The following is a 26,660-nucleotide window of genomic DNA, read 5'->3' on the forward strand; positions in this document are numbered from 1 at the left end:
GGCCTTTTTTATTTCTTTAATTTAATTTTTTAATTAAAGTTGAGCTTGTCCTTCAACAATTTGCTCACCTGGCTTGAACCAACATAGTGGTCTTAGACCATTTGTGAAGTTCTCATCTCTGTTACAAGCACCTGTGTTTACATCTGAATCTGAAAGATCAGTGTAAGCATCGATTGTACAAAGAGCACCTTGGTAGTAAGTATCTAGACGACACTGTGGTGCTGGGTGATTGTGGTTAGTTCTAGAAACAACATTTGAATCTGGAGTATCAAACTTAAGATCAGTTGTTAGGTTTCTTAGAGCTCTAAAAAGGTTAGCTAGTGACATACCTGCCATTGAACCTCTTAAACACATTGCATATTCGTTCTCGTTAACAAAGTTCTTTGCACAAGACTCTTTAGCGATTGCTGGAACTTCAACTTCGTTCATCATTTTGATGTTGTTGTCGTTTTCCATGTACTTTCTTAGACACTTAGAAGTTGCGAAGTAATCAGCTTGACCTTCGTTTGATGCCCAAGATGATCCCCACCAGCTTGATTTCTTTGGTGCTCCACCTAGGTGGTGACCAAGTTCGTGACATACAACTGTTGCGAATCCGTCACCTGTAATCGTTTCGTGTCTTGCAAGACCACCAAACATACTTACTTTCCAAGTGTTTCCTACTTGTTGTGCGTAAGCATTAACAGTTCCGTCTTCCCACTTTCTTTCGATTTCAAGAGTTTTACCTTTTGCTTCAATAATAGGAGCATAGATAGCTTCAATTTTATCGATGATTGAGTTGAACTCACCTTCTGTAATTGTGTTGATACCTTTAACATTTGATGGAATCCATAGGTTGTTGTCTTCTACGATTCCAGTTTTTCCGTGCTCATCACATGCGTATGAAAAAGAAGCCACACAAGTGATCAATAGAGCTAAAATTCCTTTTTTCAATTCAGTCCTCCCTGAAAGTATGTTGTCTGATTTGCTTTATTAACTTGACTAATACAATTTGTTTTAGCGTAGGTTTGATTTTTCTAAAAAGTTCACGGTATGTCTAAGGGTTTTTGCCCAAAGTAACTAAATGTAAGTTTTTGTTGGTTTCTTTGTTGTTTGGTGCGTCATTTTGCTGGTATAATATTTTGTCGAATATTGCCTAACTATCTAGAATTATGATAGAATTCTCGTATGAAATCATTATTTTTGTTTACATTGTTAACATTCAATTTTCTTGCATTCTCGCAATCAAATGATCCTGTGATGGAACAATTGAATCGAATGAGAGAAGAAATGATGAAGCAGATGCAGGCAACTGATAGTTTTGACAGTGAAATTCAAAAGATGTTTCAAAGAATGCAGAAGATGGGGCAAATCCAAGGCCTTCCCGATCGCTTTAATACAAATGTTCAAGCAATAGAATATTTTTGGAAAGACTCGAAAACCCTTGTTGTTAAGGTTAATAAGGACGACGAAGTCAATATCGATGTAAAAGAGGGAATGGTTGTTCTAAGTGGGATGAAAGTCTCTAAGTCGAAGAACTCATTTTCAAAATTTAACTTCTCACAAAGTATTCCTATTAAGTCGAGCCTCGATACTACTAGTGTCGATATGAAGATGGATGATGGTAATATTGTCTTATCTTTTAAAGAAAAGCTTCCTAAAAATTCTATTTAATATAAAGACTAAGCCGCAATAATCTCACCATTGAGATTTTCAAGAATTGCATATAGCTTATGATTGAAGTCTTTTGCGCTAAATGGCTTTGTTAGAACCTGCTCCACATTTATCTGAGATGCATTATCAATTTTGCCTAAATCGAGGTCCCCAGAAATAAGCATAATATGAGGGTAGTTCTCCTTATTTCTTTCTTCTAGATGATAAAGTCTTTCAATATATTGTAAGACTTCTTTTCCTCCCATCTCAGGTAGGTTTAAGTCTAGAACAATCAGATCATAGCGATCCTTTTTAATTTCCTCACAGGCATCAATCCCATTAGTTACTGTCGATACATTAGAGAAGTAGCCACTTTGTGAAATAAGTAGTTTTAAAGATTCTGATATTCTTTTGCGGTCATCAATAATTAGGGCCTTCATGTTGATATCCTCATTGATTATTGGGCGTTAAGCTCTATTAGTTGTCTAGACTCATCTTAGATCTAACTATCAATAATTCTTAGTTAAAAAACTTTAAGATTTATTAATAAATATAACTAGCTGGAATTACGATAATATGTCTGATCTTTTTTTGGCCAAATTTGAGCAAGAAACTAAAGTATGGGGCATAAAATGCCGATAAAACAGTTATGAAAAGCTTCGTTATGACCTTATTTGCGCTCTTCTTATCAATTGATTCTTTTGGAATTGAAGAAGACTATTTCAAAAAAACATCCTTTGATGTTCCAAGAAGAAGCATTTCTGTAATAGCAAGTGAGAAGGGTTTCTATCCTGAAAATATCACTGCATTTGTAGGGGAAAGAGTTAGCTTATTTGTAACGGCCGCTACTGATCGTCCAAGCTGTTTTATTATGAAAGAGCATGATGTTTATGTCGAGGCCAAAAAGGGAGAAGTTCGTGAGGCCACGATCTTTCTCGATTCTCCAGGGCGCTTTAAGTTCTATTGCCCATCAGGAGAGATTAGCGGAAGCTTTACAGTTATTGATCACCCGAAGGATCAAAAGAAGAAAAAGAGGGATTTAGCTTCTACTCGACGTGATAACGTTAGAGTATGGCAACCTAAGGAAGAGTAGGAATTTTACTTAAGCTTAGGAATAATTAGCATGTGAGGGATTATGTCTTCTGTATTTACGGATGCAATTAAAAATTTACTTTCACCTATTGGGGATCTTTTAGAAGATGAAGGTGTTTCTGAGGTCATGATTAATGGGCCACATGAAATCTTTGTCGAAAAGAAAGGATTAGTTTTTAAAGTTCCTAATGAATTTGAAGATGAGGGTACATTGATTTCAGCAATGCGTGCCATTGCTCAATCTGTAAATCGTACAATTGATGAAGATAATCCACGTCTGGATGCAAGATTACCAGATGGCTCTCGTATCCACGTTGTCCTTCCTCCAATGGCAAAGAATGGTACCACTGTTGCCATTCGTAAGTTTTCAAAAGATAGCTTAACTTTAAAGGATCTCATTGAGTTTGGTTCGATGTCAGATGTTGCCGCAAGGTTCTTAGATATTTGTGTTTATTTAGGTAAGAATATTTTGGTATCAGGTGGTACTGGTTCTGGTAAGACCACTATGCTTAACGTTCTTGGTGGGCGTATTCCTAAGACTCAAAGATTAATAATTATTGAAGATGCGGCCGAGCTACAAGTAGATGCTGAGCACGTTGTAAATTTTGAAACACGTAAGGCCGATGAATTAAAAGGTCTAGGTGAAATTACTATTAGAGATCTTGTTATCTCGGCCATGAGACTACGTCCTGATCGTATTATTGTAGGAGAGGTTCGTGGGGATGAAGCGCTTGATCTTGTTCAGGTTATGAATACTGGTCACGATGGTTCAATGGGGACAGTTCACGCAAATAATCCTGTGGATGCTTGTACTCGTTTAGAAACTCTTTGCCTTATGGGTGAGACTAAAATACCACCGGATGCGATTCGTAAAATGGTTGGAAGTGCACTGCAAATCATTGTTCAATGTAGTCGCTATCATGATGGTGGTAGACGTACATCACATATCTCAGAAGTACTTGGTGTTGATAATAATGGGAATTATATAACTCGCGATATATTTAGATGGGTTCAAACAGGAAAGGATCCTGAGACTGGAAAGTATATCGGTGAAATGGTTCCTTGTAATTATGTTCCTACATTCTTTGAAGATATTGTGGTTCACAAACTACCTTTTCCAAAGCAGAATTTTCTTGCTCCAGACTGGGCAAGACCACTTGTTAAGAAGAAAGCTGCTTAGGAATTATCTAAATATCGACTTCAATACCGTCTTCGTAGATTTCCACGATAAAGCGCTCTTGCTCTAGCTCTTTGGTCTTATCAATTATGTCATCAATGTCATCAGGACTGAGTTCTGGCTCAAGCTCCATATCGGCACTGAAGACTTTAATAATGGCAATGGCCATCTTAGAGTCTGTTAAGTCGTTGAATTCACTAAGAGGGAAAGTAAGCTTATAACCCCCTGAAAACTTGTCAATATCTACATCAATCTTCATATAATTAATTGTAATTACAATAAAATAAAAAGCAATTATTTTGTACTACGCAGATTCCTGTAAGTGTCTGTAATCTTTGACTAAATTTTAGTGACAAAATTTTTAACATGGCCTTTCATATTTTCAACGAACAAGAAAATAGTCTTTTGAATTGATAGAATGAATATGGAAAAAGAACACACACATTAGGACGAGAGGATAGAAATAAATGAAATTAAGTGCTTTCAGTAGAAACATTCTGAAGTTGGCCCTAGTCACTTATGCAGGGTTAACATTTGCCACAGATGCAAATATTAAAGACGATATTAGCTCTATCTCAGTTAGATTAAAATCGAAGCAAATTTTTACGATGAAAAATCACGGTAATGGTGAGTTTAAAGAGCTTGCATTTACTCGAATTGAAAGGCCATCGTTAGAAGTTGAGATTAAAGATAAGAAGAAGCAAGTTGAGAGTGTTGAAGTGGCAGTTGATGAGTCGATTTTCACAACGAAGACAAGTCTAATTAATCTCGATATTTCGAAAGAAAAAATAGTAAAAATCAATTCAAATAAGGCCACTACAATGGCAAAGCTTTCTCATGGTGGATTAACATTGGAGAGTAAGCAAGCAGCTAAGGTTCTTAAAAATGATATTACTTCAAACCTTAATCGTTTAATGTCTAGAATCGGATTTAAAGATCAGACAACTGTTAAGTATGAAATTAAAAAGTTAAAATTTGAATGTCCGAAACTTTCTGGGCGAATCACTAATTGTCGTGCAAGTTATGAAGTTGTAGCAACACTTAATAATACTCAAAAGAAAGATAAGGGATTAGTTTCTATCTTTAAAGAGGCCAAGAATAAAATGCTAGGTCTTGGTGAAGAGATTCAAATTAATACATATATTGGTGAGCTTAAGGCAATTAATAAACAACTTGAGGGCCTTGCTAAGTCAAATACAGATAAGAAAAAGCTACAAAATATATATGTGCTTAAAAAAGATGTTCAGTCTGAAATTTTAGATTCGTATCAATACACTGCAATCTCTAATACTTCAGCGGTAGCATTCGTCGATAAACTTGATAAGAAAGTAATTAGAAAATAAAAATATATAGGCCGCAGTCTCTTACTGCGGTCGATTTCTCACTTCTTTTAATTTAATAAATACATTTATTATTTCATTTAATACTTCATTGTGAAGTTGTTTAAATGAAGCTTGGTAAAGCTTTGCATTCTCATCAAAGTCTTGACGGTTTTCTTTATTTCTAACTTCTAGAAGAAGTTCATCTTGAGAAAAGGCCAACTTAATATCAAGATTATAAATCATGAAGCGTAGAATAGGATTTTCTTCCCATTCACCAAAGTATATCTTGTAGCTTTGTATCGTTGTTTGATGATCGATTTTATCAAGAGACTTCTTTAACGTTAGAAGAGTAACTTTAAGCCATTCAAGTGATTTGTCTTCGTTGTTAAAGGTTGCTTGTGGAGTTATTTTTGTCAGTTCTTTAATGGCATTATCAATAATGAACTTTGTGGTCTTATCTTCGATTTGTGCAATATCAAATTCGGCCATCTCTTTTTGGTATTCAATATAGCCATCTTTAACAAGGTGCAAAGTTGAATCCTGATCGAGATGAATAATGTGACCAGCTTGTTTTCCTGACTCTAAGTTGTAGTCGAAACTTAGGTATGTATCATGTAGGTTTTTTCGCAAATCTTTTATGGCCACTTTTTCAAATGTATTATGGGCCAGGCAGATCCTTAAATTATTAATATGATCTTCATTCTTCTTATTTAGAAGATCATTAATATTTTCCAAAAGAATCTCCTTCGTGGATTCTTTTTCTAATCGCTTTCTTTGACTTAACGTCATAAAGTTCTTTAATATTTTAAATAATGCCATAGAGGTAAAATAATCTTTTTTGGCAGGATGTCTAGTTTAATTTTTCAAGGTGTAAGTATTTGAAGATTGGAATTTTTGATTCAGGAATTGGCGGATTAAGTGTCCTTAAGGAAGTGGCCCATTACATGGATCGTTATGATATTTACTATCTTGCAGATCGTCTAAATGCACCTTATGGAAATAAGACTAAGCAAGAGGTTTATTCTTATTGTGAAGCTATTGTTAATGAATTTCTAAGTATTGATATTGATACCATTCTAATTGCATGTAACTCTGCTACAGCAATGGCAATTGATGAATTAAGAAGTAACTTTCCTCAAATTCGCTTTTTTGGAATTGAGCCATTTATCAACGTCATAAATTTAAGGCCTGAACTTATTAGTAAAAGGGGAGTATGTTTAACAACTCAGTTAACGGCCGACTCAAATCGCTTTAAGTACCTTCAGCAAAAATACGATGCGAATCATACTCTTGAGTACCGAACATCAAAGATGCTTGCTAAGCTAATTGAAGAAGCTTTTGATTCAGGACGCCTCGATACACATAAAATTGAAGAAGAGATTAAGAGTTCTGTTTTTACAAAATCTACTAAGGACAGTTTTGATTACATTATTTTAGGTTGTACACATTATCCATTTGTAAGTGAGGTTTTTGAAAAAGTGTTAGGGACTACTTCCATTTCTCCTTGTGCTCATGTGGCCAAGCATATGGCCTCTTGCCTTGTTAATAAGCTTGATGAAACACAGGAAATCAGAGACCACTTCTATTTTCGAGATACTTCAAAAGCTGCGACTAAAGAGCAATGGCGCATTGTCAAAAAAGAAAACCTTAAAGGATTTCCGTTTTTTTAGGTTAAAAAAGTGACGATCCTTGAATTTTAACGATACAATATCGGCCAGCTTTGTATAAAGATAATGATATTTAGATAAAACTAAGGATTTGGATATGTCTGAAAAAATCGCAAAAATTAAATCAATTACTCCCCGTCAAATACTGGACTCAAGAGGTAATCCAACTGTTGAAGTTGATCTTGTGACTGAAAATGGGTTTATGGCCCGTGCCGCTGTTCCTTCTGGAGCATCAACTGGTTCAAAAGAAGCACTTGAGCTTAGAGATGGTGACAAGTCTTATTATCTTGGAAAGTCTGTTAAGAAGGCCCTTTCAAATATTACTGAATATATTGCACCAAAGTTGATTGGGATGAATGTATTTGATTTGAAGGCAATTGATGCGCTTATGCTTGAAATTGATGGTACAGAGAATAAGGAAAAACTTGGGGCCAATGCAATCTTAGCGGTTTCAATGTGTGTTGCACGCGCTGGTGCTCTCGAATTAGGTAAACCTCTTTGGCAATACTTAAGAGAAGACCTTAAGGTACCAACTGCAAGTAATAAAACACGTCTTCCAGCACCTCTAATGAATATTATCAATGGTGGTGAACACGCTTCAAATAATCTCGATATTCAAGAGTTTATGATCGTTCCTCATATGGATAAGTCATTTAGTGAAAACTTAAGAGCTGGTGTTGAAACATTTCATTCGCTAAAGAAAGTATTAACTGAGAAAAATTATTCAACAAATGTTGGTGACGAAGGTGGATTTGCACCAAGCCTTTCTTCACACGAAGAGGCGCTAGACCTTATTCTAGTGGCCATTGAGAAGGCCGGTTATACACCAGGTAAGGACATTAGTATCAGCCTTGATTCGGCCGCTAGTGAGTTCTACAAAGATGGTAAGTATAAAATGCAAGGAAAAGAGTTATCAAGCTCTGATATGGTTGATTATTACTCAAATTTAGTCTCAAAGTATCCGATATATTCAATTGAAGATGGCCTTGATGAAGCTGATTATGATGGTTGGGTAAGTCTGACTGAAAAGCTTGGTGAAAAGATTCTTCTAGTAGGGGATGACTTATTTGTAACAAATAAGAAAATTCTTGCTGAAGGAATTGAGAAGAAACAGGCCAACTCAATCTTAGTTAAGATCAACCAAATTGGTTCTCTTACTGAGACATTTGAAACACTAAAGCTTGCTTTTGATAATAATTTCCAAGCGATTATTTCACATCGCTCTGGTGAAACAAGTGATGCATTTATTGCAGATCTTGCTGTTGCAACTTCAAGTGGGTTAATCAAGACTGGATCAGCTTCAAGAAGTGACCGTCTTGCAAAATACAATCAATTATTAAGAATTGAAGAGGCCCTTGGCAGTAATGCCGCCTTTGATGGTTTAATCTAAATCTTTCAATACAAGGCCTCTCCTACTTTGTAAAATATGAAGAGAGGCCTTTTATATGTCGAAGAAAATACCAGAAAATGAAGCCATTCACTTCTTACATGATCTTCTCAATCACACTCATGGCCTTAAATTATTTCTCGAAGCAAGAGAGAATGATGTTGAAGGAATGGGCAAAGAATCCTTGGCCCTGATTTACCAAGAGATTCAGGCACTAGAAAATCAAATAGCCTCGCAATTTGATAAGCTTACGGCCAAAGCAAAAACGTTAACGGTTGAACAACTTACAACGTATATTTCTGAGCAATTTAAACTTTATAACTTAGAATTCTCAATTAAGCTCGATAAGGACTTAAGTGATAGCACTCTTGATCTTGATATCGCCCTTTTTGAACGAATGATAAAAAACATCGTAAAAAATATCTTTCTCTGGTCGAATAAGAAGGATTTAAAAGTATTTATCACATCTATTGATGAATCAATTGAGCTAATCTTTGAGAATACGATTTCACAAGACTTCAGTGAACAGGATCCATCAAATAGTGTAGGCCTTCATTCTTTGGCCTCATTAGCTAAAAAGCAAGATATCAGCTTTAAGTCTTGGGCCAAGAATCACAAATGGTATACCTCTATTCGTATAAAAAAACTCGGTTACTCACAGTATAAGTTGGTTAGCTAGGTAAAAGAATACTACTTCTATAAAAGAATAAAAATGTACGTTATTCTATTAAACGTATGGAAATCATTAAGTTATTCGTTTTTTCTTTAGTAGTTATACTATCATTATTTGCTAAAAATAATTCCTATGCCAATGATCGAATCTATCGATCTGAAGCAAAGCTCTTATCCAAAGGTGCTTCTTGGGTTGATCTTTCGTTTGATCTCTCATCGACTCTTTCTCAGCATGATGTTGATGGAAATGAAGTAATCTATAATGATGAAGTAAGCTACTTTCTATTTGATGCCAATATTGATTATCAATATGCAATCATGGATAACTTTCAACTCTTGGCCGGGTTAAAGGCCCGCTACGTTAGTAGTGGAGACTCTGTAGAGACGATTACTAATGCAGGTCTTGAATCATTCTATGCTGGTGTTATTTACGGGCTTGGTAAGAAGAGAGGACGCGACTTTGCAATAAGTGCTTTGTATCGATTTAGGCCCTACTCTGTTGATACCTATGCAAATGCAGCTCCTAGTGATGAAGTTATTCTCGGAGATGGCGGAAACGATATTGAGTTTAATTTCCTTGCAAAATTTGATTCTACTAAATGGACCTCATATGATTTTAAAATTGGTTATCGAATCCCTGGGGCCCCTATTTCTTCAGAAATCCCATTTGAAGCCAGATGGGTTAAGCACTATGTCGATTGGGCATTTTGGCTTTCAGCAAACGGAGTCTATAGTTTAGGTGGAGATGAGTATACAGATTCACCACAGACAAAACCAGTTTTATCAAGTGGCTATACATCAAGATGGAATTCTATCAATCGTCAATTCTTGGCCCTTGATGCTACCGCTCAAACCATCATTAAAAATAAATATTTAATATATGGAAAAGTCGGCTCAACTGTACTTGCGACTTCTACAGATAAAGATATCTATGCTTCACTAGGTGTTCAATGGACAACTGGTGGGGTTAGCGCTCAACAAAAATTTGAAGAAAGCTTTAAAGAATACACCATTGAAGCAAATGTTATTAAAGTTTCTCCACGAGGTGTCTTTATTAAGATTGATCACGGAAGCCTAGATGATATTCAAAAAGGTAATATTGTGGATATTTATAAAACTGATTACTTTGGTGGAAATATTTTAGTGGCAAAGGGAATGGTGTATGAAGTTGCAAGTGCCTCTTCAATTGTGAAGATTGTTACTCGTTATAGAAAGATGCCAATTCAAAAAGGCTTTGCGGCCAGAATTAAGTAGTTGATATTAGGAAATATTTAACCTTTGATATAATTTTAAGTTAAGATAAAATATTGAATATAAACACAAAAAGGATTTATTGATGATAAAGCATATTCTGATTGCTTTCTACTTATTGGCCGCTTCAAGTATCGTTGCCAAACCTTATACATCTAATTTCTTGGAATTTGAGCTACCTAATGGTTGGGAATGTGCAATTGAAGGAAGTGAATATGTTTGTCAGTCGACAAATGATCGAAGAAAGAAAGAGGCCATTATTATTTTTGCTGCCAAACATCGTGGTAAGCAAGATGATCTTATTCAATACAAGGCTTACTTAGAACAAGCAAAAACTTTTAAACTGCCTGGTGGTAAGAGTCAGATCTCTGAGCCTTCATATACAAGAATGAAGAAGATTCAAGGCCAAGGTCACACATGGGTTGATTCTCTTCACTTATCAAGTGAGGTTCCAGGCTTCTATACTCGTTATATGGCAACAGTTAAGGGAGAGCTTGGTGTTGCAGTAACATTTTCTGTAGCAAAAGAGCACTACCAAACTTATAAGCCAATTTTTGATAAAATTATTGAAACGATGCAGGTATTCTCACGTATTAAGAGTAATGCTGACGGATTAAAACTTGCAGGAAATAAAGGTGAAGCTGTACCAGGAGCATCAGGTGACTTCCTAGATAGTGAAACAGGTCTTCAGGATATTGGAGTTGGCGGACAACGCAAGCAAGGTAAAGGCTCTGGTGGCGATGATATGACTTTATATATTATCTTGGCCCTTATAGTTGGAGCAGGTGTCTTTATTGCAAAAAATCGTAAGAAGAAAGGGAAGAAGAAAAAGAAAGGTAAGAAGAAAAAGAAATCATAATTTAAAGGCCTCTCAAAAGAGAGGCTTTTTTATTTCTAATCTTCTTCTTTTTCTGAATCAAGACACTCTTTAACGGCCTTATTAAACTCTTTATTTAGTATAATACTTGTACCCTTATTCATTGTATTCGAGTAGTGACTCATATTACATCCGCCGTGTGAGTGAACTCCAATAACTTGATTATTCTTTGCTTCAACAATACTTGAGCCAGAGTTTCCACCCATCGTATCAACTTTATGTGAAATTAAGCCTGGCAGGTTTCTGTAGCGCTCCTGTGCACCATATGATTTTAATTCTCCAATATTAGTTTGTTGAGCAAAGTTTTTCTCAAACTCATCGTCGTATCCATAGCCTGTGATCTTTATAAAAGCACCTGGTTCAGGCATCTCACTTGCTACTTTGTAATGGCCTTGTACTTCTCCAGGGGCATAGTTCGTGAATTCGTTATTTTCAACTTTCATAACTGCCCAGTCATCTCCTGGCCCATTATTCTTATAAACTAAGCTTTCTTGATTAACGTAGTATATATCCATTGGAGAAGGATGCTGAATACCTTCTTTAGTTGACTCTGGTGTGTTGAATTCAATAATCTTGAGGTCTTTTTTACAGTGGCCAACAGAGATAGCGCACGAGTTAGAGATCATCGTTACAGTACAACCATGTCTGGACGTTAGCGACTTTAATGCACGAGCTACTTTTGGGTTTTTTGATGGTACACGATCGTCAATTCCACAAATGGACTTATTATTTGCTAATGTCGTTATAGGTAATACAAATAGTAAGATGAATAATGTTTTCAAAGTCTTCCCCGCAATTAATTAATATTTGAATGATTCAAAATAACGCACGGCGAGAGTAGAATCTATATTTTTGAATCTTTTATAGACAAAAAAAGCCTCCAAACTGGAGGCTTTCTATAGATTTAAATTTTATTTATTTGATATTATTCAGATGCTAGACAGCTTTCAACTGCTGCTTTGAATTCTGGGTGAAGTTGAAGAACTGTTCCTGCATTCTTGCTATCATCACTTGTGTAACATCCACCATGAGAGTGAACACCAATGATTTCACCTGTTTCAAGATTGATAATACTTGAACCAGAGTTACCACCCATTGTATCAACTCTATGCTCTAGAAGGGCAGGTCTGTGTCCACCATTCCAGATTGATCCACCAACAGTTTTTAGCGGTCCAAAATTATTTTGTTGAGCGAAGTGTCTTTCATATTCACCGCGGTCACTTCCATATCCTGTAATTGAAAGCATTGTTCCAATTGGTGGAACTTCTTTAGCGATTGGGTAATAACCTTGTGCTTGACCTGGTAGAAGTCCAGTGTGCTCATTTGGTAGTGCTTTTACAACGGCCCAGTCATCACCTTGTCCATTGCTCTTATATTTAAGTGTTGTTCTATCTGCGCGATAGATATCTTTTGGACCTGGGTGTCTGATACCTCTTCTTGTTGAAGTAGGTGTATTGAACTCTAGGTAGTTTAGAGTTGCAGCACAGTGTCCGACAGAAATTACACATGAGTTTGAAATTAGAGTTACAGTACAACCTGCTTTATCTCTTTTATTTTCTAGTGAACGCCCAACCTTAGGGTCACTTGATGGTACACGTTCATCCATTCCACATATAGACTTGTCCATTGCAAAGACGGTAAGTGGCAATAATGTCACAAGTATTAACTTTTTCACTACGATCTCCCTTTGTTTGTGAACAAAAAGTCTATGACCTCAGTCACACTCCTGCAAATTTCGAGAGCTTATAGTAAGAAGTTGTAAGAAGTTAATCCCTTCTGACACAAAAATAAGCATTATTTCAGTATTTTATGAAGAACTTTTAAGTAATCTTGTGGGGACATGAGGTGAGTGTTGTGTGAAGCATCTGCTATTTCATAGGTGAATGCACCATAGGCCTTGAGTTGCTGGGCGTATTGAGAATATTTTGTATCAAGTCTGCCGTGTATATAGTGATACTTTATTCTTTTAGGCAGTTTTGTAATGTCCAAAAGGTTTTCTTGGTTTGCTACAGATAAAGTCGTGGCAGCTTTTTGCCAGTAAGTGATCATAGAAGGAAGTTGTGCTGACTTCGTTTCAATCATGTTTTGATATTCACTATGTTCATTTACTTTTGTAAAAACACTCTGCTCGTACCAGTTTTTGTAAAACTCTCTTGCATCTTGATTTGAATTATATATATCAAAGATTCGGCCATCATGGGCCATACGTTTTTTTCGTGAGTCTTCATCTGTTAAGAAGCCTGGTGATCCAGACTCATTAATAAAATTATCAATATTTTGGATCTTAGAAAGTCGTTGATCAAAAAGAATTTCCTGGAATATACGGGCCGACATTGAATAGGTTAGGAAATTTATTTTACGATCCTTATTATTGGCAGTTTTTATGAAATTAATCATCTCATTTTTAAACTCTTCTAAGCTTTCTAATTTGCAATTGCTCCCATGGCCTGGAAGATCGATAAAGATAATTAAATACTTTTCTTTAAGTTCTTGAATCAAGTTTTCAAACTCTAGGGCCTCTCCCATAAATCCATGAGAGACGATAAGAATATCGCCACTAGGCCTACCACAAGCGTTTAAATAGAGCTTCTCACTGAAGCCATCGTGTAGCTCATTTAATGTTGACGCAATCTGCTTGCGACTAATTTTAATTCCTTTCTGGTAAGAGCTTATATCATCACATTGATAAATGAGATGTGGCCTTTCAAATGGAATTAGGGAGTCATTAATAATTTTATTTACTTTCTTAAGAGTTTCTCTCTTATCAAAAATTAAACTGATAAGGTTTTCATAACGATTATTATCAATAGGGACGACATAACAATTTGTTTCTAAGCCTACGTTTATTTTTGCTTCAATATTTTCTGGGTTTATATTTTCAGCTGCTTTTTGAAAAGTGTTATCACTTCTTCCTATAATTGAAATATTATTATTGGCATCATAAGTGGCCTTGTCATTGGTCATTAGTCTTGAATTAAAGTTTTCTCCATTAAGGTAACCTAGCGCAATACTGTCACCTTCTAAAATGAGGTGATCATTTTCGATAAAGACATGGCCATTCATTGGACTTCCAACACTCATAAGCGTTTGCAGATCAGTGGTAAATGGTGTTGCTAAGAATTGAGCACAACTCTCTGTTGCTCCATATGAATTTGAAAGCTTTAAATTCTTTGAGGTTGCCTTTTTCATTAACGTTGGATCTACTTTTGATCCTCCGAGAACGACTCCCTTAAGTTTTTTTAAATCATCTATGCTCGCAATATTAATAATTCGTTCAAGTTGCAATTGTACAAGTGAGGCGATTGTAACTTTCTTGCTATTAATGATTGTTTCTTGCACATTATCAGGGCGTGCTAGGGTAGTGCTAGCGCCTGCCATCAGGCATCGCCATAAGATCATAAGTCCACCTATGTGATATAGGGGAAGTGAGAGTGCCCAGTTATCATCTGATGTAATTTGATAATGCTCAATAGTTGCTTTTGCACTAGAGATTAAATTTTTAAGTGAGATACGTACACCCTTTGGTGTACCTGTTGTTCCTGAAGTGTAGAGTATTGTTGCACAATCTTCATATCTTTCAATTATATGAATTTGATTTTTTTGAAATGATTCAAAGACATCTTTTATGTCATAGTCACCAGGAGAGTTTTGTAATCTTCTTTCATCAACAAGGATGGGAATAATGCCAAAGTTTATTAATTGAAAATAGCGACAAATAAACTCTTTATTATTTTCCGTCCATTTTAAGAATGTATAAGATTTATCACTTTGCTTTAATTGGTCTAGCTGATCTAAGTTAGGCCTTTTACTGATTGCTTCTAATAATTCTTGGTATGTTAATTGGACCTTGTCATCTTTATAAAGAAGGGGAGAATCCAATCTAATATTAAGATTGTTAATTATATGAGAAATGAAGTTCTTGTTATTCATAACTTCTTAGAAGGCCTACGACGATACCAGCTATACGAAAATCATTTTGCCCCGTAATAATAAAAGGTGAGAGTCGATCATTGGCCGGGTGTAATTCAATAGAATTCTTTTTCTTGTAGAAGTTCTTTACAGTGGCCTCATTATCCACAACAGCAATAACGGTTTGACCTTGGTTTGCATTTTCTTGTGCTCGGCAAACAAGAATATCTCCTTCAAAAATACCGTCATTAATCATTGAATCACCCTGTACATTTAAAGCAAAGTATCGGCCTGGTTTGGCCACCATGTGATTTGGAACCATTGTGTGCTCTGATGGGTTTTCAATGGCCTCAATGGGATTTCCGGCGGCGACATCACCAAGCAGTGGGACCTCACTAAATTGTGCCTGATGTGTTGTTACCATGGCCGGTGGGGCAGTGATTTCTTCAAGTAATTTTATTCCACGTCTCGCATTCCAATCGATTTCGATTTTTCCTGCTTCTTGAAGATAGTGCATGTACTTATTGACTGAACCAAAGGACTTAAGCCCAAAGTGTTCTTTGATTTCTTTTTGAGTTGGGGCATAGCCCTCTTTATCAAAATACTCTTTAATATATAAATAAACTTGATTCTGTTTTTTAGTTAACGCCATATTCATATGTTATGCGTAAGTACTGCGTAAGTCAAATTGTTAAAAATTCACAAAATTAGTGAAAAATGTTCACGGTTTTTGTGAAAAAAACTTACAATGGCAGATATCTCCCTTGTTTTATTGACGAGTCTCCTTTGAAAAGGATAGTTATGTCTTAACAAATCATTGGGAGGGTTAAATGAAATCATCAAACTCATTTTTAAGTTTATTTGTTACCATTGTAACTATTGTTATCGGATTCAATTCGTTCGCTCAGGTTCCTGAGGTAGGGACAAGAGAGTCGTTCTTAAAATTAGATAACGTTGATCAAGAACAATATTTACATATTGTATCAAGAGAGGTTGAAGAAGTCGCTCCTGATTATGAAGCTGTCTATGAAGGTTTAGTCGAAAAGTCTGGTGCCACTTCATTGGGTCAAGTATTTATGACAATTGATAAATTCATTGCCTTGGGACAAAAGATTTGGAAGATTGTTGAAGCTGGTAAGCCAGTTAGTAATTCAAGTTTTGCTAAGGCCATTAGCGTAATTCCAAATATGGATGATCCAAACTCAACGTTTAGTTCAATGTCAAATTGGAAGATGCCAATTGTTCGCTCATTTAAAGTAACTTATAAAAATGGCTTTGGCTCAGAGGTTATCTCTTTTGTTTATACTGTAGCATTTCAATACGGTGGTAAATATGAAGGCAAGGGTGCTTATTTAACAGGATTATTTGTTACAGCAAGTAATATTAGTGTTTCTTGGGGATTTAACTTTAATGCTTCTAGTGAAGTAATCTCAATTGCTAACCAAGGAAGTCTTGATAGCCCAATTGCTTCCGCTATGATTAAAGTTAATTATAAGGCCTCATCTGTTCTACGATCAATTGATGAAAACGATTTATTCTTCGTAAATGGGCAGGGAATGCTTCAGAGAATGAGATAATTTAAATTAAATTCTATATAATAAAGGGCCTCTTTTTAAAGAGGCCTTTTTTATTTCTTAATCATTAGCTTCTTTAAGTGCCTGTGTGATCATTTCAGTAAGCTTTCCAAGTCGCTCTTCTTGTTGATTTGGATATTTTCTGTCTCTGCTCTCAAGTGCACTTAAGTCTTCACCTTTAATTGAAGGGGCGAGTATTTCTTTAATCATGTACTCTCGTGCTCTTTGTCCAGAGCGTGTCTTTGTTAGGATATCCCATTTGAAGTCTTTACGATCAATAATATTGAGAATGTCACCAAACTTCACTTTGAACTCTCTAAATAGTCCTCCAAAGCCACTTGATCTTCTTCTCATCTTATTTAATTGTATTTGAACTAGGCCTTCAGCAAGTCCATCTCCAAATGATCCTTCTCCAGTATCTTTTGTTAGGGCCTCGGCCAATAGCTCTCTAAGTCTTGTGTCTTCGGCCAGATTATCTAATTCACCCTTTTCAATTTTATCAAATATATATGATTTTAATTGCCTACCTTCAGGCGTTGCTAAAATATTAGTTAACATGCGATTATTTGTAATCTCGTCAATCTTTCTATTAAGAAGGTTAGAGCTATCATTATATTCGTTTAACTCTGTTTTAAAAGTTTCATTAAGAGTCATTCCTATTTGAGAAGCGATGACGTTGTCCATGATAGGGCTATTCATAAAAGCTTGCGTATTTTCTTGTGTTGTAGCATTTGGATTATTTTGAAAATGCCTTGTGAGTGAAATCTTTGCGTTGTAAATATGCTGCTGACAGACAGCTGTATTATTGTCGCAAGAATATTTCATCGTTTCCCCAAGAAGCTCAAGTGTTGAAATCAATTCACTATTAGGAGTTCCTGAAGTCTCTTCATTACTTTTATATTCTTGTGCTTTATCTTCTCCTGGAATTTGTAGGATAAGATCGATAACTTCATTAATTTCTCTTGGGTTGTTTTGGCCATAAACATGGACAAATCGCTTTTGTAATTCAGTTTTAGCGCCTCTTTCAAGATCTTTTATACAATCATTCATATTCTCAGTGGCCTCGCTAAGTGAAGGAGACTCAAGACGTATAAGACACTTTTCAAATTCTTGGTAGCTATTAGAAGCGAGTAGTGATGGTTGTCTTCCATCTTTATTTGCAAAACTATTAAGATCTCCTAATAGTTGAGATGCTATTGTTGTCGCAATTTGTGGTAATTCATCAATAACACATTTTTCAGCATTAGCTTGTGCGTTTTCATCATCTTTAATTCTTGCAAGACAAGGCATGACATTTCTCTTTGCACGATTTGTTAAGTCTAGAACTTTTTGTGGCTCTGAATTAAATAAAGGTGCGATCGACTCTTCTATTATAGTTGGTGCTAATGTAATAAAGGCATCCTTAGCTGTAACAGAGATACAAATATTTGATGCATCAGTAGCATTAAAAGAAGTATCTTTTTCATTTTCAGACATAACCTTATCAAGGCATGTATTTAATTGGTCTTGAATTTGATCACGCTTTGTCTCATATTCTTCTTTTGTCATTGTTGACTTAAAGTCACTTACTGTTCCCTCAATGGCCTCCGATGCGACATTTCTTATCAGTAGAGGAGTTAGAGTATCAATTCTTTCATCCATATCTAGTGGAGTACTTGCATTGATATGACTAGAGATTAATTGTCTAACTTCATTAGTCTTATTCTCGCTTAAACCAAAGTCTCCAATCTTATCTGAGGCCATCTCTTGTGCGATTGATTCAATAACTGTTTTTTGCGTTTTAAAGGTACAATTTTCAATCTCTTTATTGAGGTTTTCTTGGTAAGTACTCATTGTTTCATACTTTCCTAGGCCCTCATCAAAACATTTTTTAATCTCTGTTTTTAGTCTTTCTAGTTTCTGACGGTCAACTGCTCTGGATACGAGAGACACATCGATATCTTTTTCTGCTGTTGCCTTATTTATACTGTCTTCTAAGATACTACTAGATAGCTTTTTAATGGCACCTGTTAAGCAGTTGTTTACTAACTTCTCATTTGGCTCTTTTGTTAAGTCTTTGTAGTATTCTTCTTTTGTACGTTGTGCACAAGCTTGGTATTGTTCGATTATTTCATCTGTTAATTCATCTCTTCTTTGTTGTGGTAGGTTTAAGTCTTCAAATTGTGATTCAAACTCATTTCTTAAAATTGATTCCGCAGCTGTTAGTGTTGCCATGGCCGTAACGAATTTTGCACATTCATTTCCATCACTCGTCTTACGTGCCTCCATACATGCTCTTAGATGAATATCTTTTAGTTCTTGAGACAGTAGTTGCGCTTCATCTGCACTTAAATTTTCTACGATTTGTTGATTTGTTCTAACGGCAATTTCAACAACATCACCAGCTGCTACTCTTTGTAATCCATCGATGCAGTCTTTTATTTCATTGGTAAAACTATCAGTGCTCATTTGAGCTAAAGCAAGGTAGTCTCTGTCATTGTGATCTGCTTTGTTTATCACAGGTGCAAATCGACATGTATTTGTCTTTGAAAGGATGGAAGTTACAATCTCTCTATTATCATCTCTTCCAGTGTATGACTTTAGGGTATCGTTTAAGCGAGTTCTTCTTGTTTCTTGATAACTTGCTATCATTCCCTGGTAAACACATCCTTTAACAGTTGCAGTGGCATCAATTATTTTTTCAAATTTACCTAAGTTTTTATCAAGGCAACCCAGATATTTATTCTTTGCTTTAAGTTTTAAAGAAGAGAGATCATCTTCTGGTGAAAAATTTAGTCCAATTTGGCGATCTAATTCAACTTCACCAATGGCCGTTGAAATATTATTAGTGAAAGTATTTGCACATTCTTTAACTTGGGAAGAGTTTATTGTTTTTGAAAGACATACTTTAAAATCATCCATATACGATTTTAGAAAATCGTTTTTTTCTTGTGCCGTTTCAAAAGTTCCCATTTCATCAAGAACCTTATGAACTACCGTTTCAGAGTAGGCAAGGGCCAATTCTCGTATTTTCTCAAAGTTAGATAGATCAAGCTGGTTAACTTTATCAAAAGTTGCTTTGATCTCTGCTTCACTTAAGTTCTGTGCAATTGCTTCAGTGTTTTTAAATTGACTTAGTAAGAAGTCTTCATCATCAAATGGGTTAACGCTTTCAATGGCCCTAAAGACACCAATAACACCTTTTTCTAAAGCACCCATTGCTTTATCACCCATTCCGGCGTCATTACCTGTATTGTAATCGATTCTGGCCTCTACATTTGTTCGATGACATTTTGCTTCAAGTTCTTGAAAATCTCGTGCAAGTTGTTGACGTTCTTCTTCTATTTGTTTGTTTGAAAAGCGCTTTAATATTTCATCTAAGTCTTTATTAAGCTGATTTACATCTTCAATTAATTCACTTACACACTGATAAGCACCGTGACATATTTCTGATATTGAATCTTGTTCGTAATTACTTGTATCTAAATTTACCTTAAAGTCAGATTCAATTGAGAACTCATTATTTAAACTATCAATGTCCTTGAAATGACCATTCTCATCTAATGTACCCATGAGCACAACTTCGTCATCATTCGTACTCTTACAATAGACAGGAGCATTACTTAAATCTTTTTGAAAATTTAAATTTCTTGTATCTTCTTTGAGCCTGTTACTTCTTAAAGGAATTTGTCTTTTGTGGGTTTCAATAAAACAATTTGCTAATGTTGAATTATCGACTTGATTAGAATGCTTTGTCGGGATGAAAGGAAGCTCATCTTCAAATGTGAATAATGTGGAACTTCTTTTAGGACGAAAAGTGTTTATTCTTGGAAGTTTAAATGACGTTAATCCATTGGCACAGCTTACGATATATCTTTGATTTCTTCTACTTCTAGGGTTTACGCCGCCCTGGCAAGAAGGATCAAATAGAATATTGTGTTGATCAATTAAGGTTGCACTACAGATATCTCGAACACTATTGCTCACTGTTGATTCTTTTTGAACCACACATGTTGAAGTCTGCGCACCGTAGGCGAAGTTCAATTGTAGAATGAATGTTAAAACAATAATGATATATCGATACATTTCGTTAAACTTTTCGGCTATGTATGGGTAATACTTGAGTATTTAACGAAAGTTTTTTTGAGAAAAATAAATTAAAAGAGGTTAGGGCCTGATATGGAGTCTAAGTAGCTAATAATACCTTTTGCAGCGTACTTTGCATAAAGGTGGTGAAACCAGTTATCCAATACCAAACTAGCTTCAGAGTTATTTGTTAAAAAACCAGCCTCCAAGAGAATTGAAGGTCTTTTTGAAAGGGCCAAAACATAGAAGAGACCTGGTTTTAAGCCTCGGTCTTTCATTTTATAATTCTTTGTTAAGAGTTTACTTAGTTCTCCGTGAACATTTTCTCCAAGCTTTTTTGATTCTGGAGCAACTCTTTCAACAACAAGGTCTGTAAGAATATTATTGATAACAACTTCTTTGCCGTGAAGATCTCGGTTTTCGACATTTTCAATCTTTGTTATTGCCGCATCCTTATGATTATTTAAATAATAAGTTTCAAAGCCATTTGAGCTCTTATCTGTTGCTGCATTTAAGTGAATTGAAATGAAAATATCGGCCTTTATTATGTCGGCCATATCGGCCCTTTTTTGTAGGGTGATTGTAGTATCGAGAGTTCTTGTTAAATAGGCTCGATGCCTTTTTGTTTCATTGATAAACTTTTTGAGTTTTTTTGCAATTTTTAGTGCGATATCTTTTTCGCAAACTACCTTTAGCTTTTTCTTCTTCCACACTTTTGCTTTGGCTCCACAGTCTTCACCCCCATGTCCTGGGTCTATTAAGACCGTTGCTGCCATTATATTGGTGCAAATAATTAATGTTGTAATCAATTGAAAGAGAAGTTTTAAACTCATGTATTACCATTATATGGACAAAATCTAGCAGTGCAAATTTATTTTATACAGCTTGTGTATTTTTGCATCGTGAAAGTCTTGTGGAATACTCCATTTGGTGAGGTCTTTGACGTCAAATGATTCTTGAACACTCTCATCAAGCTTAAAGCTGCGTAAATTATTTGAAAAATAGAGAGTCCCATCTTTCTTTAAAAGCTTTGCACAATTATTTATAAGTTCAACATGATCACTTTGAATATCAAAGAGCTTCTCCATTTTCTTTGATTTAGACATTGATGGAGGATCGAGGATGATGAGATCGTATTTTTCTTCTTCTTTTAAAACCTTTTGAGCGTTATGTGCTAAATACTTTAAGACATCTTCTCTTATAAATTTGTGCTTGTTCGGATCGATATCATTTAATTTAAAATTATCTTCTGCCCAATTAAGATAGGTGTTAGACATGTCAACGCTGGTAACGATTGCACCAGCGTGGGCAGAGGCAACAGAGAGGCTTCCTGTATAGCAAAATAGATTTAAGACATTTTTATCTTCTAGCTGTTCATTTGCTAGTTTCTGTCTAAGGGGCCTATGATCTAAAAAGAGACCAGTATCAATATAGCGATTAAGAATTAACTTAAACTGAATTTCACCTTCTTTTGAGTTAAAGACAAGATCTTGGTGTGTGCTCTCTTTTGTGTATTGAAAAGTTTCGTCTTGAACTTTTCTTTCTTTGATAACGATATTCTTTTCACTGTACTCACATTCATTGATTAAGGCATCAATGAGTAGTGGGAGATGATTTTTCTTCTCATCAATTCGATCAATCTCTCTTCGATAAATCACGCAATATGGGCCATGACAATCGACAATAAATGGGAAGTCAGGAATATCTCGATCGTAGAGTCGATAGGAATCGATTTGATTTTTTCTGGCCCACTTTTTCTTATGTCGATAGAGTTTTTTTATTCGACCATGTATTGCACTCATTTCTGTCCTTGGTAACTAATCAGATTTACGTAAATTATGCTCTAATTTGAAAAAAAAGCAATTACTGGACTCAAGTTATCAGTTAATTCACCCGTTAAGTTGAATGATATTTTAGCTATTTATCAAATTTATTGATAAGTGAGGAGAGATTAATGAAATTATTTGGCAAAAGTGCGCTACTTTTCTGCGCTTCAGTTGCAATAACGTTATCGGCCAATGCCAGTGTTTTTACTTTAGGTGAAATGCTTTTAAAGCCTATTTCAATTAAATCAAAAATTGTAAAAGAAGGTGTTTCAGGGGCATCGGTAACGACATTAAAGGATTCTATTCGTACAAGTGTTGTTTCCTTAAAGCATGGTTATCCTGACTTAAGTACCGCACTGGCCGATATTAAAAATCGTGCCAATAGAGAAGACCAAGCAAAGATTGGTCGTGTTATGGCAGCATTGAAGATGTCTCATAAAGATGTAGAAGGTGAGACTTTTAGAGATGTTGTAAATGATCTCGCTTATATTGCTTCAGTATATGGTGAGCAATCTGCAAAAGTTCTTAACTGTTCGTATTGTAAAGCAGATGAACTCGCAACATTAGGTTTTAGTAACAATCTTGTGAAAGTTGCTGATTCAAACTTAATGAGAGTTGTTCAAAGAGTACCTAAAACTCCTGCCGGAGTTACAAGATACATTTCTAGATTATCACGAAACAATAATATCAAAGATGCTTCTCGCTATCTAAATAGTAGTGAAAGAAGATCATATGCAATTTTCTTAAGCTTCTCTGAGCAAAGAGCTAAGAAGGAGTATCGTGAATTCTTTAATGCCGTTGCAAAATTTAGCAAAGGTAATTCTAGAGAAGTAACAATGGTCGGGCCAAGAGCTAAAAATTCATTTTGGAAGATTATTGATGGAAAGTTTTCACCTGAAAGAGCTGCAAAGCTTGCAAAGGCCATTGATGAAGCGGCCAATAAGCCTGTTTCACAAAGGGAAGATGCGTTCTTTAAAGAACTGTACAAGGTGAGTGATAAGACTCCTGAGACTCTTTCAAGTATAGAAGAGCTTAAGTCTAAGAAATGTTTTTTTAAGTAATTAATTTTTATTAAATATACAAAAAGGTATGACCTATGAGTAAAACAAACAAAAAATTTAAAGATCTCTATTTGCCAGTTCTTGGAACTGTTGCGATTGGAACTGCTGCTTGGTTTGGTATTTCCCACGTAAAAAATAGTGATTATCGTACGCCATCATCAGATGGTAACTATAAAACGGCCTATGAGGCCTGGGCAGACCTCCAGTATTCTGGGGCAAGCTATAGCGCAAAAGCAGCACTTGTCGATGGTCAGACTCTTCCTGGAATGCTTGGTGGGGTAACTTTTGGTGCAGAAAAAGAGGCATCTTCAAGTTTACTTACACGTGTAATGACGCCACCAACTTCTTATATTAAAACAAAAATTGGAAATTTAAGTGCTGAAAAGCAAGAAGAGTTCTATCGTGACTTTCTTTCTAATTACGCCAAAGATGCTAATGGTTATCGTACATATAAAGATATGTTTACAGGAAAGAAAATCGATCTTGCTTCAGATGTTGTAGATTTAGAGGGGAACCCTAAGGTACTTGATCTTACAGAACTTAAGGCAACAAATATTGAAGAGGCAAATTTAGATACTCTAAAAACAGTTTTTAATAACCTCTTTGATCAAATGGGGGATAAGCCTCTTTCATTTATTAAACCTACTGTAAGAATGAAAATGTTTAATGGAAATCTACCTGGCCTTCCAGATAAATTTCTTAAACAAAGATATGATTATTCTCAGTGGACTTCTGTTTTTGGAAAGGCGGAAAAATTTATTAATGATGCCCACGCACATGGTGGTGGACAAGGTGGTGGTTGGGAAATCAACTTCCACGCTCAAAACACATATGGTGAGTTTGAGGAAATGGTCGCTTGGTTTAGAGAGTCACTAGCACAGGTTATTCGTGACCCTCAAACATTAGAGAAAAAAATAAAATTATTCCAAGCTCCTGGTCACCAACGTATTGTATTTGCAAAACACCCTGAATTAGAAACAGGAAAACTTTCTGAATTCTATCGTATGGTCCAGTCTTATATTGTTCTTAACGGAATTAAAGGGAATTCTGGAATTGAATTTGCGAATTATAAAAGTGTTCAATCTGAAGCAAACTTAAGTAATCTCTATCATGGTGGCCGCGGTGTAATTAGACCTGATGATCAGTGGAAACCATGGGTTAGAAATACTGGCGGACTAGGTATTGAATTTAGAGCGGGGACAAAGAATCTTGCACCAGCTCGTTTTTATCAAACAACACTTGCCGCTAGAATTGCAGCTAATGACTTTAGTGGAATTGCAGACATTGCTGATTATAATTTAAATAGTTCATCGTTTCAGACTGCACAGAGTATTTCAGAGCGTTTTGGAATTGAACAAGACGTTGTTAAGCAGGCCCTTGATAATATGAATAAGGCCGGAATAAAAGACTCTTATCGAGTCATGTATTGGGGATGGACTGAGCCAGGTGTTGCTTTCATCGGTGATACAAAAAGAGAGATTATTAAAAACTTAGTTAAGGATTATACGCAAAAGGTTGCTCTAATGGACCCAGATATGGATCCTTCGCAATTGAAAAATGAAATTCGTGAAATGAATCGTACATGGGTTTCTGCTTCTAAGCTTATTGATGATCTTGAAAACTATATGCGTCCTAAAGATATGGACTATAACGAATTAACAATGGACTTTAAGGCCAAAGTTGATGCTCCTAACCGAGTTAATAATCCAGTTGACGTTAATGATATCGATCTAGGAATTGAATATTCAGGTAAATTCCCATTAAGACTTAAGTCAATCACTTCTAAAGAGAGACTTGAAGATGGAAAACGTGCATGGGTACAAACGATTATTGATCTATCTTCACAAGAAAGAGAAGCAATTATTAAGAGAGTTGCTAAGGACCTTTACGATCAGATTGGCGGTGAAGAAGGTGAGCCACCTGTTAAGCTAGAGGTTGATGGGCACGGCCACGGTTTAGATGTAGCCTATGCTATTCGCGACTCGAAAGGTCGTAAGTGGCAAGTTGAGTGGGACGGTATTGGACGTTCGTATACTCCTGAAGGTGAAATCATCGCAGATTCTCCACGTGGTGGAACGATAGAGCTTATTACACCAAAGTTCACACCAACAATTGAAGAAGTAAGTGCAGTTTATAAAGCATTTGAGAAAAATAATGTTCTACCGTCTATTATGGCCGGTGGTGGTCACGTGAATATTGACCTAGCTGCATTTGATGATAACCCTAAGGCCCTTGCAAGATTTTTAACGATCTTCCATGAGCACAGAGGGATTATTTCACTTATGTTCCAGCATATTAATCGTACTCACACTTCTGAACAAATAGAGATTAGTGATACCCTTAAGAATGCGCTAAAAGACTTTAACGGAACAGAGGAAGAGCTTAAAAAACTTCTTTATAATGAAAGATACTTTAACACTCGTTTTGGACGTAAGACACGTTACCTACAACTTGATGTTTCAGCTTATTACCAAGATGTAATTCCTGAAGAGTTTGTAACAGATGATTTCGATATTTCAAATCCGACAACAGACTGGAGAAGAACATTCAGAGTTGACCCGAAAATTAGAAAAGCTGAGTTTAGAATGTTTAATGCGCCAAGAGATGCTGCTGAATCAGCAATGCAAATTAAGCTAGTTCGTGCAATGCTTGATAAGGCAATTAATTCAACTGAGCCTTTAGATGGCGAAGTTGATAATACAACTCACTTAGATTATGTAAAATCTCCAGCTACTGTTGAAGATGACTTAAAGAAACTTTGTGATGACTTAGGTCTTGATGTAAATCAATTTAGAACTGCTGCAATGGAAGGATTATCAACTTCACAAATTGAGAGTCAGAAGGTCTTCTTTAGAGATATTGAAGAGAAAATGGCGATTCATCCACATCAACGAGGTTGGGGACAGGCCGTTGATGCTAGAAGTGAAGAGAATGCTTTAAACTCTACTGGCCGTCAGTGGACACCAGGTCCTGCAGATGAACTAAATACAATGAATAATGATCATCGTATTAGAGCTGCTATGGCCGCTCAAGAAATGAGACAAGAAATTGTACCAGCTCGTGAGCTACCTGGAGAGTTTGTTCGAACCAATAGTTGTGACGAATTAATTAATGAAATTCTATAAATAAAAAGGGCCCGTTGAGGGCC

Annotated in this window: 23 protein-coding genes; 12 read left to right on the forward strand and 11 right to left on the reverse strand. The window is 35.8% G+C overall.

The window, feature by feature from the left end; translation table 11 throughout:
* Nucleotides 1-33 precede the first annotated feature (33 nt).
* Nucleotides 34-933 (reverse strand): hypothetical protein, encoded by a 900-nt coding sequence (locus tag VCM44_RS08040; RefSeq protein ID WP_115362877.1) that lies wholly within the window; start codon nt 931-933, stop codon nt 34-36.
* 234 nt (nt 934-1,167) lie between these two features.
* Here VCM44_RS08040 and VCM44_RS08045 point away from each other — a divergent pair, with 234 nt between their 5' ends.
* Nucleotides 1,168-1,653, forward strand: coding sequence for an Hsp20/alpha crystallin family protein (locus VCM44_RS08045; RefSeq protein WP_133296964.1), 486 nt, complete (start codon nt 1,168-1,170; stop codon nt 1,651-1,653).
* 8 nt (nt 1,654-1,661) lie between these two features.
* On the opposite strand, the gene VCM44_RS08050 is transcribed toward VCM44_RS08045, so the two are convergent.
* Nucleotides 1,662-2,072, reverse strand: coding sequence for a response regulator (locus VCM44_RS08050; protein ID WP_115362873.1), 411 nt, complete (start codon nt 2,070-2,072; stop codon nt 1,662-1,664).
* Nucleotides 2,073-2,281: 209 nt separating this feature from the next.
* Here VCM44_RS08050 and VCM44_RS08055 point away from each other — a divergent pair, with 209 nt between their 5' ends.
* Together VCM44_RS08055 and VCM44_RS08060 are read left to right on the forward strand one after the other, a co-directional pair.
* Nucleotides 2,282-2,725: a cupredoxin domain-containing protein gene (locus tag VCM44_RS08055; protein ID WP_115362871.1), complete on the forward strand. Its 444-nt coding sequence runs from the start codon at nt 2,282-2,284 to the stop codon at nt 2,723-2,725.
* A gap of 42 nt (nt 2,726-2,767) precedes the next feature.
* Nucleotides 2,768-3,904, forward strand: a complete 1,137-nt coding sequence (locus VCM44_RS08060) for a CpaF family protein (RefSeq protein WP_115362869.1) — start codon at nt 2,768-2,770, stop codon at nt 3,902-3,904.
* A 7-nt stretch (nt 3,905-3,911) separates the two neighbouring features.
* On the opposite strand, the gene VCM44_RS08065 is transcribed toward VCM44_RS08060, so the two are convergent.
* The gene (locus VCM44_RS08065; protein ID WP_115362867.1) at nt 3,912-4,160 is read right to left on the reverse strand and encodes a hypothetical protein; all 249 of its coding nucleotides are present in this window, start codon (nt 4,158-4,160) and stop codon (nt 3,912-3,914) included.
* Nucleotides 4,161-4,368: 208 nt separating this feature from the next.
* Here VCM44_RS08065 and VCM44_RS08070 point away from each other — a divergent pair, with 208 nt between their 5' ends.
* Nucleotides 4,369-5,244, forward strand: a complete 876-nt coding sequence (locus VCM44_RS08070) for a hypothetical protein (protein WP_115362865.1) — start codon at nt 4,369-4,371, stop codon at nt 5,242-5,244.
* A gap of 21 nt (nt 5,245-5,265) precedes the next feature.
* Here VCM44_RS08070 and VCM44_RS08075 read toward each other — a convergent pair whose 3' ends face one another.
* Nucleotides 5,266-6,042 (reverse strand): hypothetical protein, encoded by a 777-nt coding sequence (locus tag VCM44_RS08075; protein ID WP_334678489.1) that lies wholly within the window; start codon nt 6,040-6,042, stop codon nt 5,266-5,268.
* Between the two features lie 59 nt (nt 6,043-6,101).
* Here VCM44_RS08075 and VCM44_RS08080 point away from each other — a divergent pair, with 59 nt between their 5' ends.
* From VCM44_RS08080 to VCM44_RS08100, 5 genes are all read left to right on the forward strand, one after another.
* A complete protein-coding gene (locus tag VCM44_RS08080; RefSeq protein WP_162929619.1) occupies nt 6,102-6,893 on the forward strand; it encodes a glutamate racemase in 792 nt (263 codons plus the stop codon).
* A 106-nt stretch (nt 6,894-6,999) separates the two neighbouring features.
* Nucleotides 7,000-8,280 carry a phosphopyruvate hydratase gene (eno, locus tag VCM44_RS08085; RefSeq protein ID WP_115363735.1) on the forward strand — a complete coding sequence of 427 codons (1,281 nt, stop codon included), beginning with the start codon at nt 7,000-7,002 and terminating at the stop codon, nt 8,278-8,280.
* A gap of 55 nt (nt 8,281-8,335) precedes the next feature.
* A complete protein-coding gene (locus tag VCM44_RS08090) occupies nt 8,336-8,956 on the forward strand; it encodes a hypothetical protein (protein ID WP_120404862.1) in 621 nt (206 codons plus the stop codon).
* A gap of 56 nt (nt 8,957-9,012) precedes the next feature.
* Nucleotides 9,013-10,203, forward strand: a complete 1,191-nt coding sequence (locus VCM44_RS08095) for a hypothetical protein (RefSeq protein WP_334678490.1) — start codon at nt 9,013-9,015, stop codon at nt 10,201-10,203.
* Nucleotides 10,204-10,285: 82 nt separating this feature from the next.
* On the forward strand, nt 10,286-11,059 hold the full coding sequence (locus tag VCM44_RS08100; protein WP_120404860.1) for a hypothetical protein: 774 nt from the start codon (nt 10,286-10,288) through the stop codon (nt 11,057-11,059).
* A gap of 35 nt (nt 11,060-11,094) precedes the next feature.
* On the opposite strand, the gene VCM44_RS08105 is transcribed toward VCM44_RS08100, so the two are convergent.
* The 4 genes from VCM44_RS08105 to lexA form a co-directional block, all read right to left on the reverse strand.
* Nucleotides 11,095-11,859 carry a trypsin-like serine peptidase gene (locus VCM44_RS08105; protein ID WP_334678491.1) on the reverse strand — a complete coding sequence of 255 codons (765 nt, stop codon included), beginning with the start codon at nt 11,857-11,859 and terminating at the stop codon, nt 11,095-11,097.
* A gap of 143 nt (nt 11,860-12,002) precedes the next feature.
* Nucleotides 12,003-12,752, reverse strand: a complete 750-nt coding sequence (locus tag VCM44_RS08110) for a trypsin-like serine peptidase (RefSeq protein WP_115362851.1) — start codon at nt 12,750-12,752, stop codon at nt 12,003-12,005.
* A gap of 119 nt (nt 12,753-12,871) precedes the next feature.
* The gene (locus VCM44_RS08115) at nt 12,872-15,007 is read right to left on the reverse strand and encodes an AMP-binding protein (protein WP_334678492.1); all 2,136 of its coding nucleotides are present in this window, start codon (nt 15,005-15,007) and stop codon (nt 12,872-12,874) included.
* A complete protein-coding gene (gene lexA / locus VCM44_RS08120; protein ID WP_158536897.1) occupies nt 15,000-15,638 on the reverse strand; it encodes a transcriptional repressor LexA in 639 nt (212 codons plus the stop codon). Before lexA ends, VCM44_RS08115 begins: the two co-directional genes overlap by 8 nt.
* Nucleotides 15,639-15,816: 178 nt before the next feature.
* Between lexA and VCM44_RS08125 the strand changes: the two genes are divergently transcribed.
* Nucleotides 15,817-16,563 (forward strand): hypothetical protein, encoded by a 747-nt coding sequence (locus tag VCM44_RS08125; protein WP_334678493.1) that lies wholly within the window; start codon nt 15,817-15,819, stop codon nt 16,561-16,563.
* A 57-nt stretch (nt 16,564-16,620) separates the two neighbouring features.
* On the opposite strand, the gene VCM44_RS08130 is transcribed toward VCM44_RS08125, so the two are convergent.
* The 3 genes from VCM44_RS08130 to VCM44_RS08140 form a co-directional block, all read right to left on the reverse strand.
* Nucleotides 16,621-20,625, reverse strand: coding sequence for a hypothetical protein (locus VCM44_RS08130; protein ID WP_334678494.1), 4,005 nt, complete (start codon nt 20,623-20,625; stop codon nt 16,621-16,623).
* 71 nt (nt 20,626-20,696) lie between these two features.
* A complete protein-coding gene (locus VCM44_RS08135) occupies nt 20,697-21,458 on the reverse strand; it encodes an N-acetylmuramoyl-L-alanine amidase family protein (protein ID WP_115362838.1) in 762 nt (253 codons plus the stop codon).
* A 24-nt stretch (nt 21,459-21,482) separates the two neighbouring features.
* The gene (locus VCM44_RS08140) at nt 21,483-22,427 is read right to left on the reverse strand and encodes a class I SAM-dependent methyltransferase (protein WP_115362836.1); all 945 of its coding nucleotides are present in this window, start codon (nt 22,425-22,427) and stop codon (nt 21,483-21,485) included.
* Nucleotides 22,428-22,579: 152 nt separating this feature from the next.
* Between VCM44_RS08140 and VCM44_RS08145 the strand changes: the two genes are divergently transcribed.
* Both VCM44_RS08145 and VCM44_RS08150 read left to right on the forward strand, forming a co-directional pair.
* Nucleotides 22,580-23,512, forward strand: a complete 933-nt coding sequence (locus tag VCM44_RS08145; RefSeq protein ID WP_115362834.1) for a hypothetical protein — start codon at nt 22,580-22,582, stop codon at nt 23,510-23,512.
* A gap of 35 nt (nt 23,513-23,547) precedes the next feature.
* Complete coding sequence (locus tag VCM44_RS08150; RefSeq protein WP_115362832.1) at nt 23,548-26,637, forward strand: amidoligase family protein; 3,090 nt, start codon at nt 23,548-23,550, stop codon at nt 26,635-26,637.
* Nucleotides 26,638-26,660: the final 23 nt, after the last annotated feature.

Origin of the sequence: Halobacteriovorax sp. DPLXC-1, from assembly GCF_036903125.1 — a bacterium.
GTDB lineage: Bacteria > Bdellovibrionota > Bacteriovoracia > Bacteriovoracales > Bacteriovoracaceae > Halobacteriovorax_A > Halobacteriovorax_A vibrionivorans.